The 14,639-nt window shown below is 48.7% G+C and carries 9 protein-coding genes; 5 read left to right on the top strand and 4 right to left on the bottom strand.

Going from position 1 to position 14,639, the window contains the following annotated elements; genetic code table 11:
• The first annotated feature begins 45 nt into the window (after positions 1-45).
• The 3 genes from uvrA (at position 46) to LQ567_RS12120 (ending at position 5,068) form a co-directional block, all read left to right on the top strand.
• Positions 46-2,907 (top strand): excinuclease ABC subunit UvrA, encoded by a 2,862-nt coding sequence (gene uvrA / locus LQ567_RS12130; protein ID WP_231004777.1) that lies wholly within the window; start codon positions 46-48, stop codon positions 2,905-2,907.
• 317 nt (positions 2,908-3,224) lie between these two features.
• Positions 3,225-4,433, top strand: coding sequence for a hypothetical protein (locus LQ567_RS12125; protein ID WP_231004776.1), 1,209 nt, complete (start codon positions 3,225-3,227; stop codon positions 4,431-4,433).
• Between the two features lie 143 nt (positions 4,434-4,576).
• Positions 4,577-5,068: a hypothetical protein gene (locus tag LQ567_RS12120; protein ID WP_231004775.1), complete on the top strand. Its 492-nt coding sequence runs from the start codon at positions 4,577-4,579 to the stop codon at positions 5,066-5,068.
• Positions 5,069-5,157: 89 nt separating this feature from the next.
• On the opposite strand, the gene LQ567_RS12115 is transcribed toward LQ567_RS12120, so the two are convergent.
• Together LQ567_RS12115 and LQ567_RS12110 are read right to left on the bottom strand one after the other, a co-directional pair.
• Positions 5,158-7,947, bottom strand: coding sequence for a Plug domain-containing protein (locus tag LQ567_RS12115; protein ID WP_231004774.1), 2,790 nt, complete (start codon positions 7,945-7,947; stop codon positions 5,158-5,160).
• 40 nt (positions 7,948-7,987) lie between these two features.
• A complete protein-coding gene (locus tag LQ567_RS12110; protein WP_231004773.1) occupies positions 7,988-8,938 on the bottom strand; it encodes an NAD(P)H-dependent flavin oxidoreductase in 951 nt (316 codons plus the stop codon).
• A 219-nt stretch (positions 8,939-9,157) separates the two neighbouring features.
• On the opposite strand from LQ567_RS12110, the gene LQ567_RS12105 reads away from it, so the two are divergent.
• Both LQ567_RS12105 and LQ567_RS12100 read left to right on the top strand, forming a co-directional pair.
• A complete protein-coding gene (locus LQ567_RS12105; protein WP_231004772.1) occupies positions 9,158-10,057 on the top strand; it encodes a lysylphosphatidylglycerol synthase transmembrane domain-containing protein in 900 nt (299 codons plus the stop codon).
• Positions 10,058-10,067: 10 nt separating this feature from the next.
• Positions 10,068-12,023, top strand: coding sequence for an LTA synthase family protein (locus tag LQ567_RS12100; protein ID WP_231004771.1), 1,956 nt, complete (start codon positions 10,068-10,070; stop codon positions 12,021-12,023).
• 242 nt (positions 12,024-12,265) lie between these two features.
• Here the strand turns inward: LQ567_RS12100 and LQ567_RS12095 are convergent, their stop codons facing one another.
• Both LQ567_RS12095 and LQ567_RS12090 read right to left on the bottom strand, forming a co-directional pair.
• Positions 12,266-14,011: a glycosyltransferase family 39 protein gene (locus tag LQ567_RS12095; protein WP_231004770.1), complete on the bottom strand. Its 1,746-nt coding sequence runs from the start codon at positions 14,009-14,011 to the stop codon at positions 12,266-12,268.
• A gap of 233 nt (positions 14,012-14,244) precedes the next feature.
• Complete coding sequence (locus tag LQ567_RS12090; RefSeq protein WP_231004769.1) at positions 14,245-14,637, bottom strand: DUF1634 domain-containing protein; 393 nt, start codon at positions 14,635-14,637, stop codon at positions 14,245-14,247.
• Between the last annotated feature and the right edge of the window lie 2 nt (positions 14,638-14,639).

The following is a 14,639-nucleotide window of genomic DNA, read 5'->3' as shown; positions in this document are numbered from 1 at the left end:
AGGTATTTAACAGCTAAATTTGTGCCCTCTAAAAATGTAATTGGAATGGCGAAGGCAAAAACCGTGGAAAAGAAGGATGAAATCTTTGTGAAAGGCGCCCGGGTACATAACCTGAAAAATGTAACCGTAGGTTTTCCCAGAAATAAATTTATTGTGGTAACGGGGGTGTCCGGATCGGGCAAATCTTCGCTCACCATCGATACGTTGTATGCCGAAGGCCAGCGGCGTTATGCCGAAAGCCTGAGCGCTTATGCCCGGCAGTTTTTAAACCGGATGAACAAGCCGGATGTAGATTATATCAAAAATCTTTGCCCGGCCATCGCCATCGAGCAAAAAGTAATTACGCGTACCCCGCGAAGTACGGTGGGCACCATGACGGAGATCTATGATTATCTCCGGTTGCTTTTTGCCAGGGCGGGTACTACTATTTCACCCGTGTCTGGCAAAGAAGTAAAGAAAGATGATGTATCGGATGTGGTGGCTGCTATTGAAAAGCAGGAAGAGGGAACGAAGGTGTTTGTATTGGTGGCGTTTAAACTACACTCGAACCGGAATGTACGTGAAGAGCTGAATATACTGCTGCAAAAAGGATTTACGCGGGTGGCGGCAGGAGGGGCAAAACGTTCGTCAGACCTGGAAGTACTGGATATTGAAGACCTGTTGGAACAGGATGATGCTGCCGTTTCGCAATTGCTTGCGATACCTAAAACCGGAGCAAAGGCCCAATCCGTTCCGCAGGTATTTATACTGATAGACCGGATCATTGCAAGAGAACTGGATGAAGACGACCGGCACCGTTTAAGCGATTCGATCGGTACGGCGTTCTACGAAGGGGAGGGCACCGTTTTTATACAAACCATTACCCCTGATGGCAAAGCGCAGCTGCATGATTTTAATAACCGGTTTGAGCTGGACGGGATCGTATTTGAGGAGCCCAATCCTAATTTGTTTTCGTTCAACAATCCGCTGGGCGCCTGTCCTACCTGTGAAGGCTTTAGCCTGGTACTGGGCATTGATGCCGACCTGGTCATTCCCGATAAACGGCTGAGTGTATTTGAAGGCGCAGTAGCCCCCTGGAAGGGTGAAAAGCTGGGCAAATGGAAAGACCGGTTTATCAGGGCTTCAGCCAAGTATGATTTTCCTATTCATAAGCCGGTTGCCGATCTTACGAAAGCACAATATGAGTTGTTATGGAAAGGCAATAGCTCCGTTTATGGTATCAATGATTTTTTTAAGGAAGTAGAGCAGAACCTTTATAAAGTACAGTACCGGGTGTTGCTGAGCCGCTATCGCGGACGTACCACCTGTCCGGATTGTAACGGGTACCGGCTGCGCAAGGAAGCCCTGTATGTAAAAGTGGGCGACAGGCATATTGGTGAGCTGGGTGAAATGCCGGCCAGGGATCTGAAGACATGGTTCGATAAGCTAAAGTTGCCGGCACATAAAGCGGCAATAGCCAAACGGATATTGCTGGAAATATCGAACCGCCTGGATACCCTTTTGAAAGTGGGGTTGGGGTATTTAACGATGAGCCGTGTAGCCAATACCCTGAGCGGCGGCGAAAGCCAGCGGATCCAGCTAACCCGCAGCCTGGGCAGTAACCTTACCAATTCGCTGTATATACTGGATGAACCTTCGATCGGACTGCACTCACGCGATACCGATAATCTTATCAACGTGCTGAAAGAGCTGCGCGACCTGAACAATACAGTAGTAGTGGTAGAGCATGATGATATGGTGATGCGTCATGCAGATCATATCATCGATATGGGACCGCTTGCAGCGCATCTGGGTGGCGAAGTGGTGGCCGCAGGTACGTATAAAGAATTGCTGAAAGATCCGGACAGTCTTACCGGTAAATACCTGAGCGGTACCTTTTCCATTGAGCCACCGGCAACAACGCGCAAATGGACGCGCTTTATAAAAGTAGAAGGCGCCCGGCATCATAACCTGAAAGATATCACCGTAACATTCCCGTTAAATGTGCTGGCCGTGGTAAGCGGGGTCAGCGGTAGCGGAAAGACCACACTGGTGAAACAGATCCTGTACCCGGCATTACAGAAAATGAAGGGAGAGCCGGTGGTTTCCGGTGATAAAATAGGATTTCATAAAGCCATTACCGGCGATGTGGACAGTGTGCAGCAGATCGAAATGGTGGATCAGAACCCCATTGGAAAATCATCGCGCAGTAACCCCGTAACTTATATCAAAGCGTATGATGAAATACGCGACCTGTTTGCCAAACAACCGCTCAGCAAGATGCGCGGATTTCAGCCCAAACATTTTTCATTTAATGTGGATGGCGGCCGCTGCGATACCTGTAAGGGTGAAGGTGAACAGGTAGTAGAGATGCAGTTTCTTGCCGATGTACACCTGGTTTGCGAAAGTTGTGGAGGCAAGCGTTTTAAGGAGGAAGTACTGGAAGTAAAATACAAGGATAAGAGTATTCACGATGTGCTGGAGATGAGCGTGGATGCATCGCTGGAATTTTTTAAAGATGAGAAAAAGATAAAGGAAGCCATACAGCCGCTGAGTAATGTGGGATTGGGATATATAAAACTGGGACAGTCTTCCGATACCCTTTCCGGAGGGGAAGCACAGCGGGTAAAACTGGCATCTTTTCTGGGTAAGGGCAAAAACAATCACAAAGTCCTTTTTATTTTTGACGAGCCCACTACCGGCTTGCATTTTCATGATATTAAAAAACTGCTGGCTTCGTTCAATGCATTGATCGAGCAAGGGCATACGGTATTGGTGATCGAACATAATATCGATGTAATCAAAAGCGCCGACTGGCTGATTGAGTTGGGGCCTGAAGCCGGTGATGGCGGCGGTGAACTGGTATATGAAGGCATTCCTTCAGGCATCAGGAAAGTAAAAAACAGTTACACGGGGAAGTATTTGTAAAAGGGCCGTTCTGCTGGCATAACAGGGACGGCGATATAACCCTGGGGTCGGCGATGATGGCTGATCCTGTTGTTGTACACACTCACATCAAGGGGAAATGAACGCCCGGTAAGGACGGGCTATGCCAGTAACCCGTAATCATCCGGGCTGTGATACACGGTGCCCGGACGAAGACCGGAACTTTTCAGAAGTATATTAAAAGTTCGTAATTTTAAGTATTCGTCTTATTTGGATTGTTGATTGCATGGTTGATACGCAGCCACCGGTGCGCTGAGCCCGTTATACAGATACCTAAAAACAAAACCAATCATTATCATATGAGAAAGACATACCTCTTCGTATTTCTTTTAATGGCAACGACTGTCGCTGCCGTTGCGCAAAACAATAATGTTATTACCTTATCTGAGAACTGTTTATACCTGGGCCGGAAAAGCTCCCTGTCTCCAGGTTCCTACAGAACGGCCCAGCTGGGTATCCGCGACAATCGCTTGTCGTCTTTTCGCATTCCGCGGGGAATGTCGCTCCAGGTATTTGAGAACGACCGTTTTGGCGGCCGGTCCGAAACTTTTACCAGCGATGTTTCCTGTTTACCCGCTGCCTGGAAAAACAGGGTTTCTTCGGTGAAAGTGTGGCGCGGGCAGGGATCAGGCAACCCTGGAGATGACTCGGGCAATAACCTGCCGCCCCGGGGCGATCGTGTGATCGTTTACAGGGATGCAAAATACTCGGGAATGTCGCGGGCGCTTGCCGACGGGAATTTTGGTCCTTCCGATCTGGGCTTTCTCTCCGGCCAGGCGTCTTCCATCTATATTCCCCGTGGCAAAACCGTAAAGGTATATGACCGTTCCAACAATGCACGTACGTTCACTTCCAGTGTGGCCGACCTGGTACCTTACGGATGGAACGATAAAATTACAACAGGTAATATCAGCGGGGCAAATGGCGGATTACCGCCCCAGGGCGACCGTGTGATCATGTATGAAGATGCCAAATACACCGGTGCATCGCGGGAGCTGGCGGATGGAAACTTTGGTCCCTCTAACCTGGGCCTTCTTTCGGGTCAGGCCTCTTCGATATACATCCCCCGTGGTAAAACAGTAAAAGTATATGACCGATCCAATAATGCGCGTACGTTTACATCCAGTGTACCGGACCTGGTCCCTTATGGCTGGAATGATAAGATTACAACAGGGAACATCAGCGGGGCAAACGGCGGACAGCCACCCCAGGGTAACCGGGTGATCATTTATGAAGATGCCGGATTCTCGGGTGCGTCGCGGGAGCTTGCCGACGGGAATTTTGGCCCTGCCAATCTGGGAGTGCTTACAGGGCATGCCTCTTCAATATACATCCCCCGTGGTAAAACGGTAAAAGTATATGACCGCAACAACAATGTGCGTACGTTTACCTCAAGCGTAGAGGACCTGGTCCCTTATGGCTGGAATGATAAAATTACTACGGGCAATATCAGTGGCGGTGGATTCCAGGGCGGTAACAGCGGTGGAAACAGAGGAAGGAATCGGTAGTGTATACGGCGTCCTGGTTATGAAATGTGCTGGCAGCGTTACACTCCAATAACGCCGCCGATATAGGCCATCGGCCGGAGGGGATGGGGGTAATCGCCGTTCGCTCCCGGTATCTAAACAACAACATCATTTTTCCTGTGAATATGAAAAGAACAACTACTATATCCGGTAAATGGGCCGTATTGCTCTTCGTTGGGCTGGCCTGTAACAATGTACAGCAGGAAGCGGCACACACTGCTGAAGCTGGTGATTCGGCTGGCACGCCTGAAAATCATGTAATGATACCGGCCAGCGGGTGTTATACCGGTCAGAGCGGAAAGGATTCCTTTTTTCTCAAAACAGAGGTATTCCCCAATGTAGTAACCGGTACGCTTTCTTATAATTTTTATGAGAAGGATAAAAATCACGGAACCATCGAGGGACGGCTAAGCGGCGATACCCTGATAGCCGATTATACCTTTATGTCTGAAGGTAAAAGCTCCGTACGCCAGGTAGCCTTCCTGCTTAGTGATAGTACAGCAACAGAGGGTATTGGTGCAATGGAGGAGAAAGCGGGCAAGCTGTTGTTCAGCAACCGGGACAGCATCCGGTTTAACGATGGAATACGGCTGCACAAAGTGCCCTGTGCACCATAACACCGGCGGGCATAGCCGTAATAATCAGCATACCTTTTTTTTAAGAAAACATACCGCTGCATCAGGAAGGCGGTATGTTCCGCTGCCGTTTAATTTCCTGGTTTCTGGATCTCCAGTGGCTGATACAATACGCCCAGGCCACCGGTGAGGTTGATGCCCTGTACCAGGATCATATAATTGCCCGTGCTTTCGGATGTGAAAAAAGAAACCCTTGCCTCGCCTTTCTGGTTGGTAATGATCTCCGGGTTCCAGTAAACCGTGGTACGCATATCCGGCATCATCGTTTTATCATCGGGTGTGGCATAGCGCGGGCTGTAAAATTGTTTTGCAATAACCGGTACCACCGGCCGGTACAGGTACATGCCGGGTGTTTTCTTTAAAAACGGTCCCGACCCCGTGCGGGTAGTGATTTCAACAAAGGAGAAGTCAATACTGGCGGGGCCGGTGCTCATCAATTCTGCCGTGCTCAGGTAATGGGATCGGTAGGACGCGTTATAGCGGGGATGGTTCATCACCTCAATACCCCGGATATCCTCCGCTGAAAAATATTTTAAATACGAATCCAGAAAAAGCAGGTAGTCGTTGGACCCTCCGCCGCTGGGCTGATAGAAGAAATTCAGATCGGTACCGTCAATAATGAACCGGACCATATTGCTGTTGATCATATACATTTGCCGGAGGCTTTTGGGCGGTGAACCCTGCCGGAACCCTTTTACCTGTTTATATAAAACATCCAGCAAGGTAGCCTTGGGCGTTTTCTCCATTATTTTTTCATTGATCACCTGGTCTGCGCCGCCGCTTTTATTCAGGTTCTTTGAACCGGAAATACCGGCATTGGTTTTTACCACTACTTCATCCAGGTATTCCCCATTCTTTTTAATCAGCTTCCGGATGGCCACTTGCTTGTTTACAAACCGGGCTGTTGCGGTATCCAGTAAGATATTCTGATGCTCAAATGCGGATGCGGCACCGGCATAAGGGGGATAAACGGGTTCGTCTACCTCAAGGCCGATGTTAAAGGCCTTGCCTTTTTTATTAACGCCTTTGATCACCATGCTCACGCTATCGTTGGTGAAATAGGGAAACTGCTCCAGGGTGAATACACCTTTTTGATCGGTTATAGTGTCCATCGCAAAAATGCTGCTTTTGCCAATGGTGCCAAATGCGGTTACCTTGGTATTCACAAACGGCTTGTTAAAAATATTGGTGGCCTTCCCGGTGATGCGGAAGGTATGTTCCCGCGGAAATTTAAAACTTTGAGGCGGCCATTCATACCGTACCCAGCCCTGGGTAAGCATTAATGCTTCTACTGCCTGGGGCGTGGGATCCTGGAAATAATAATAGGGCTCTTCGATTGCTCCTTTCAGTTCAGAACTCAACAGCATGTAGCTGATGATGTTTTCAGACAGGTTGTTTATCTGTACCTGGCTGGTGTCGATCACTGCAAGTGAAAAGCTGCCCGCAACAGGCTGCTGTTTTCCGTTGTTTACGGTTAGCAGCAGCGATACGCTGTCCTTTGTATGGTACACCGGCTTGTCTGGGGTAAGTGCCAGTTGCAGGGGATCTTTATGCCAGATAAAAACAGCCCGTTCGTTCACCGGGCGCATCAGGCTGTCGTAAAGCACCAGCCGGGTGATACCGGATGGCGGCATCCGTTTTGCAATCGAAAGGCGATGAGGTCTTTCAGAAAGAGTAAGCGGTCCTTTGGCAAAGCAGAGCCCCCCGGTGGTAGCTGCAAAAAAATACTTCCTTCCGTTAAGGTCTGGAGTGCCGCCGATGATTACCCGGAAACTATCGGACACGGGATCATTGATAACCTGCAGCAGGGTACCCGATGACTGCGGATCCGGAAGTTTTACCGGCTGCCCGTTTTCAGGAAATGCGGTATAATGGCCGCCGGGCTGCGGCGTAAAGGTGACAACGCCCATGCCTTTATGAACGGCGGCAAAGGAAGCTACCTGTTTTCCCTCTTCGTTCCGGATCACGCCTTTTACATCAATGCCTTTTCCGTATACGTTCAGTGCTTTAAATCCCAGGAGCTGCGGCCGGCCGGCAATAAAGCTGCCGCCCTCCGGCAGAAACTGAAGATCGATCGCCGATGAGCCGGCGGTTTTGACGGGTATCTGTAATTTCAGGTCTTCTTTGTCTGCGATCTCCAAAACCAGGTCGCGGTGCTCAATAGCGCCTTTGAGTAATGTATCGATATACAGGTTGCCTGCTCCATCTGTTTGCCCCTGTAGCCGGAGCAGGTTCCGGTTTTTGGAGCGCACGCGGACCATAATTTTTTTATGAGCGATCGGGTTCAGGTTATTGGTGGTCAGTTCCGCCGATAGCGAAATGCGGTTGCCGGAGTAGGTTACCTCGCGGACACGGGCGTTCCATTCGCCGGCAATCGGATTGATCACCGTAAAGCGGCTTTCATACAGCAATGAATCGCCGAAATTGCGCATCCAGTTGGTATAGGCACGGAGTGTATAACTTCCCTGCGGAAAATCGTCTTCATTAAGCGCAATACTGCTTTGAAAGCGCCCCCAGTAGCAGGGCGCTGCTGTTCTTTTAACCACCTCGTTGGCCGTATTTATGATTTCTATATATGCAATGCCTGTACTGTCGGTGATGGTATAATCGCCGGCCGCCAGTATATAGCCCTTCATCCATAGGGTGTCTTTGATCTTGTAAAAGGGGCGGTCGTAATGCATAAACAACTTTTCCCGCGGCGTAAGTGTATTGATGGAGTCGTAGGCCGCTATTTTTTTGCTCAGGGAGGCGAATGGCTGGCTGAAGCCGGTTGAAGACAAGCCGAGGAGCAGGCAAAACAGCAACAGCCATTTTTGGCTGCAATACAAAGAGGAGCGCCGCTGGTTTTTCAAATCGTTCAATCGTTGCATCGGTATAAAAAATATTCTTAAATAACCATTGTCAGTTATGGAGCTTGGCCAGGCCGTTTTGGAAACCGGTCCATAGATCCCGCACAATTTCGGCAGCCGGCTGAACCGATCGGATCGCTGCTGCTACCTGGCCGATCTCCAGTTCCCCGTTTTCAAGATCGCCCTCAAACATGCCCTTCTTGGCACGGCCACGGCCCAGCAGCTCCAGCAGCGTTGCCGGATCGGCTCCTTTAAGCTCCAGTGCTTTTGCCTGCCGGTAAAAATCGTTTTTTAGCAAACGCACGGGGGTGAGTTGTTTTAAGGAAAGTTCCGTATCGCCTTCACCCGTGTTAATGATCCTGTTTTTAAAGGCTGTATGACAGGAAGCTTCTTCACTGGCAGCAAACCGGCTACCTACCTGCACGCCTTCGGCACCAAGTGCAAAGGCGGCCAGCATCTGCGGGCCTGTTGCAATGCCACCGGCGGCAATTACCGGCACCTGTACGGCTTCCGCTACCAGCGGTATCAATACCATTGAAGTGGTTTCCTCCCGGCCATTATGTCCACCCGCTTCAAAACCCTCGGCTACAACGGCATCGCAGCCGGCATCCTGGGCCTTTAATGCAAACTTGCTGCTGCTTACCACGTGCACTACGGTAATACCGGCTTCTTTTAAAATACCCGTCCATGTTTTGGGATTGCCGGCACTGGTGAAAACAACCGGTATTTTTTCTTCGATAATGATCCGTATATGCGCTTCCAGGTCGGGGTATAGCAGGGGGAGATTAACCCCAAACGGCTGTGCAGTGGCTGCCTTGCATTTTTGGATATGTGTTTTTAATACATCCGGGTACATGGAGCCTGCGCCTATCAGCCCCAGGCCACCGGCATTGCTCACGGCACTGGCCAGCCGCCAGCCGCTCGTCCATACCATGCCGGCCTGAATAATGGGATACGTAATGCGGAAGAGTGTAGTGATGCGATTTGTTGTTCCAGGTTTCAAATTCCAGGTTTAATGTTGTTAGTTGAGCGCCGGCTGAACACATGCTGCCGGAGTGTTGAGGTCTGATGTACCCTTCCGGATTGAATCTTCGATCCACATCCCGCATCCATACCCCAATCCGTCTTTAGCCATTCGTCTGTTGCCGATTTACGGAAGATACTGATTTTACAAATTTTCAACTGGTAATTTAACAATTTAGCCGAAGTTTGCACTGGAAATATGGATAAAAAAAAGGTCTGGAATATTTTAAAACCGGTACTAAAAGTTGCCTTTACTGTTCTGGCCTTGTGGCTGGTGTATACCAAGGTTGATCTGACTGCGGTGCGGCGGTTGTGGAAGGAAGCGGACAGCTGGTGGCTGATCCCCGCTGTCGCCGCCTTTATCATCTGCCAGGTGGTAACTTCTTTCCGTCTGCTTTATTTTTTCAGGAATATCGGGCTGCCCATCTCTGTAAAATCAAACCTGCGCCTGTACCTGCTGGGCATGTTCTACAATTTATTTCTTCCAAGCGGGTTGGGTGGAGACGGGTATAAGATCATTGTATTGAAACAACGGTATGATACCACGCACAAGGAAGTTTTTTCCGCTGTATTTTTCGACCGGCTGGCCGGGCTTTGGGCATTGGGATTCCTGGTTTCCTGTTTCAGTTTGGCAATGCCCGAGGTAAGGCAGTACAGCCCCTGGATCCTGGCGGCTTTCGGAATGGGCTCGTTGATGTATTATTGGGTGTTGCACCGGTTTTTTAACCGCATGAGCCGGCGCTTTATTACCACGCACTTGTTGGGTATTTGTACGCAGTCGCTCCAGTTGGCCACGGTAGCATTTATCCTGGCGGCACTGGGCTGTAAAACCAGTTACTGGCCTTATTTTGCCATTTTCCTTTTATCCTCGCTGGCTTCTTTATTTCCGTTTAGCGTGGGGGGATTGGGCGCGCGGGAGGTAGCCATTGTATGGGGCGCCGGTACCTTTGGACTGGATAAGGACCTGGCGGTATCTGTAAGTTTAAGTTTTTATCTGATCACGATGGCAATGGCGCTCTCGGCGATCTTTATTTTGTTCGGACAGGAGCGGAAAAAAACACCACCGGCTCCGGACGCGGCAAAAGAGCCTTCACATTAATTTGGGTTATATGAACGGCAGGAAAAGAACCTGGACGCTGAGCTATTATGGAATATTTTTATACCGCATCCTGCTGGTATTGTTCCTGTTTTTTATCTGCCGCTTTCTGTTCTATATGTTGAATACGGCCCTGTTCCCGGGTATCGGCTTGCAGGATTGGGGTATGATCCTCACCGGTGGATTGCGGTTTGATGTAGCCGCCATGTTTTATTTTAACGGGCTGCTTATTTTTTTAATGACTGTTCCGTTGCCGTACCGGTTACGCACGCATAAACGGTTTCAACGGGTATTGCAGTGGGTATTCTACATTACAAACGGGATTGCGTTATTGCTGAACTGTATCGATTTTATTTATTACCGGTTTACATTAAGACGGACCACTACCAGTGTTTTCAGCGAGTTTTCACACGAACAGAATAAATCCGGACTTGCGTTTAATTTTTTGATCGACTACTGGTACGTGGTGGTGCTTTTTGCCGGCCTTATCGCGCTAATGGTATGGCTATACCGTAAGGTACAGGTGCGGGATAACCCGCCGCCTGCTGGCAGGGGCGTATATTATTTTAAAGCCGCTCTCATATTTGTATTGAGCGTGGTGCTGGCCATCGGGGGCATCCGGGGCGGATTCCGGCACAGTACACGCCCTATAACGGTAGGCGATGCCGGTGCTTATGTAAAACGTTCGCATGAGGTATACCTGGTATTGAATACGCCTTTTGTATTTATCCGCACCATGGGTGTAAAACCGCTGAAAGAAGTACATTATTTTCCGGATAACGAAGTAGGGCGTATCTATTCGCCCCTGCATGATCCGGCGGGCACAGACTCCCTGCCCTTTACACGCAGGAACGTAGTGATTATGATCCTGGAAAGCTTTGGAAAAGAATCGGTGGGTTTCTATAACCGGGACCTGGATCAGGGTACCTATACCGGCTTTACACCTTTCCTGGATTCACTTGCGGGGGTGAGCAGGATCTACTGGAATTCGTTTGCCAATGGCCGTAAATCGATTGACGCGATCCCCTCTATTTTTTCGAGTATACCCAGCGGACTCGATCCCTTTGTATTAACGCCATATGTGTCGGACAGTACCAAAAGCCTGCCCAAACTGCTGGCGCAGGAAGGATACCATACTTCTTTTTTTCATGGTGCTCCCAACGGATCGATGGGCTTTTTATCCTACACGAAGATGATCGGTATTGATCACTATTTCGGTAAAACGGAGTACAACGATGATGCTGATTTTGATGGTATCTGGGGCATTTGGGATGAACCGTTTTTCCAGTTCTTTGAGCGAAAGCTGGGCAGTTTCCCGCAACCGTTTTTCTCCGGCATTTTTTCGGTATCCTCCCATCATCCGTTTAAGGTACCCAAACAGTATGAAGGCAAATTTAAAAAAGGGCCGTTGCCGGTAATGGAGTGCATCAGCTACACCGATATGGCATTGCAAAAATTCTTTGCCAAAGCGCAACACCAACCCTGGTTTAAGAATACGCTGTTTGTGATTACCGCAGATCATGCTACGGTTTCCTATCATGCCGAGTACCAGAATGCCTGGGGCGATATTGCCATACCCATTATTTTATATGCGCCGGGCGATAGCAGCTTCCGGGGTATCGATCCGGGTGTGATCCAGCAGCTGGATATTATGCCCACGGTGCTGGGATACCTGCATTATAATAAACCCTACCTGGCCTTTGGTGAAAATGTATTGCAGCGTAAGGGACCGGGATTTACCTATCAGTATTCCGGCGGGCATCGCTGGATCGAGGGCGACCAGCTACTGTTTTTTGACGGGAAAAAAGCGACCGGGTTGTATGATTTCAAAAAAGACCGGCTGATGAAAACCGATTTATTGAAAGACTCTGTAACGCAGGCCGCGGCTTTGGAACAGCGGGTAAAAGCATTTATCCAGCAGTACAACAACCGGTTGATCCGGAACCAGCTGATTGCGCCGGGGCGATAGTTTTTTGTTTCAGGTTTCAGGTTCAAAGTTTCACGTTGGATTCCATTTGATGTTCGATGATCGGTTAAAAACTGAATGCTGAACGCCTGTTTCAGGTTAGATACTGTTTTACACCTGATGTGACAGGGCAGATCTATATTCAGCACCGTAATTAACTGAAAATTGATAACTGAATGCGTCAAATCCCCGATACTGTATGGAATCAACCGAAGTCTGAAGTCTGGTATCTAAAATCGCTCATTTCATTGCACGGTAACCTCGTAAAAATTGCTGGCAAAATTTCCGGTTATAAAGTCGTTTACAAATGAAAAGAGCAACCGGTATTTTCCTGCCTGCTGCGGCGCCTTAACAGGCAGCTTCAATTGAATACTTTCTCCGGGCCGGAGTGTTTTTTCCGGGAGGGCAAAGCTGGTGTCGGCATTAATAAAATTGTATTTCTCAATTAAAAAAGCATAATCCAGCCGGAGTTTGGGTTCCAGCACCTGCGCCTGCTCACGCTTATTGGTAATAGTTAGCGTCATCTCCTGCGGCACGCCGGGTTTCATTTCCTTTGGCGGATCCACCACCGTTATCCGCAGTCCGTTCAAACTATGATATGCAGGAAGCGGCAGCAGCCGGCCGGTATTATAAGCTGTACCAACGGTAAGGCCGGTACCGGTCTTCAGATCTGGGTTCTGTGTATAATAGTACACGTCCTTACCATTTAAAAACTGGTCGTCTGAAATATTAAAATTTGTTTTGCGGTAGCCTTTGTCATTATAGCCGGTAGTTTGCACATCCGGATGGTAAAATTTATAAAGCGAAGGTAGTGCATAGGAGTTGGAGAATACGACGGGTGTGCCGTTGGCCTTTTGATAAACGGTGTCTGCCCATAGCCGGGCATAAGAAAACGACCGGAAGTGTTTGATCTGGTTGGCCGGTCCGTTTGGAATCAGGAACAGGATACGCGCCAGGAGTATCAGCCCGATATTGCAATAAGCTGTTTTTAAGAACAGGCGCCGGAATTTTTCGCTTCCGTTGTTGATCAATGATAAGAAAAGGGCTACATAAGAAATGCCCGCGATCATCGTCCAGTGCGGTTCCACTGTGTTTTTGAATGAGGAAAACAGGAAAAATGCAAGGGTGCCGGCAAACATAAACAGATGGCCCCGCATCAATGCGCCCCGGATCTTTAGTTTGAAGATCATAGCATAAAACAACAGAGAGATGAGCGGCCCCCAGATCAGGATCTGCCCCAGCAGGTAATCGGTGGTATAATTGATCCGGTATTTTTTGGCGATGCGTTCAATCAGATGGAAACGCACGGTAGGCCAGTCGTTCAGGTATTGCCAGTAAAGATGGGGTAAAAAAAACAGCGAAACCATCAGCACAATCAACCAGAAATATTTATTGCCCAGCAGCTTCAGATTGGATAATACAATAAACCCTACCAGCAGGATGCCGTGATACTTGCTGTAAAACATTCCGGTAATGGCAATGGCCAGCCAGAAGCTGTTGCCGAAATTGTTGTTACTCAGAAAATGTTTGTACTTCAGGAAGAATAAAGCAGCAAAAAAGAAGAGCGCTGCATCGGGCGTGGTTATAAATGCATATACGTTCAATACCAGGGTAGCCGCATAAAGCAGGATAAACCAGCGGATCTTTTGAAGCGGTTCCGGAAGTCCTTTGTAAATGAGCGGAATGGAAAAAGTGGATAAGAGGATCGTTCCAAGCCGGGTAAAGAAGGGGCCATGTCCCAGCGATTCCCCCAGCCGGATAAAAATAGTAACCACCGGAGGATGATCAAAATAGCCCCATTGCAGGTGTTGCGACAACATCCAGTAATAGGCTTCATCTCCATCAATACCCAGGAAAACAGCCTGCAGACTATTGATGATAAACCACAGGAGCATAAAACCCGCCAGCATTCTGTTTTCGCCGCCGGTTGTCCGGGTAAGTTCCGTACTGCCGGAGGAAAGGGAGGAGGCTGTGTCTGTATGTGCAGGCATAATGGGAACTGTCTGTTTCTGCGAAAATACTAAATAAGCGTGAAGCACTTCCTATGGGTATGTTATGTTGTTGTTGCGCCTGGCCGTAAAAAGGAAGTATGGTAAAAGTGTGTGGTGAAAGTTGGACGAAATGGTTCTTATCATCCGCGGTGAATGGCCACTAAGTGACTAAGGCGCTAATAAGCACGAAGTTTTGATGGCATTTGGGTTCTTGTATTCTTTGTGTTGCCCTCCTAATGACTATACCCCAGCGAAATACTGATACCGATGATCAACATTACTACAAGGGTGATGAGTACATACAGATAATCTTTTTCAATAAGAAAAGAGAAAAAGGATAATACCAGCCGCAGGGCTGGCGTTAGAAAAAGCAGGATGATGCCTGAAAATATAATAGCGGTACCACTGCCTTCCCGCACACCGGAGATCATTTCATGAATCAGCTGGCCGATACTTTTATCGCTTTCGGTAAAACTGCCGTAGTGAATGGTTTCGTGCCCGTGTTTTATCAGGTAAACGGTACCGCCGATGGCGCCCACACTCAGGGCCAGCCATACACCGTAACGAAGGAGGTTGCCTACAATGGTCTGCAAGGTTTTATCGGTAAACCGGTTTTTCTGTTCCATAG

This window comes from Niabella pedocola (assembly GCF_021044425.1).
Lineage (GTDB): Bacteria > Bacteroidota > Bacteroidia > Chitinophagales > Chitinophagaceae > Niabella > Niabella pedocola.
Note: the sequence above shows the minus strand (reverse complement) of the source record. Positions and strands in the feature narration are given on the sequence as shown.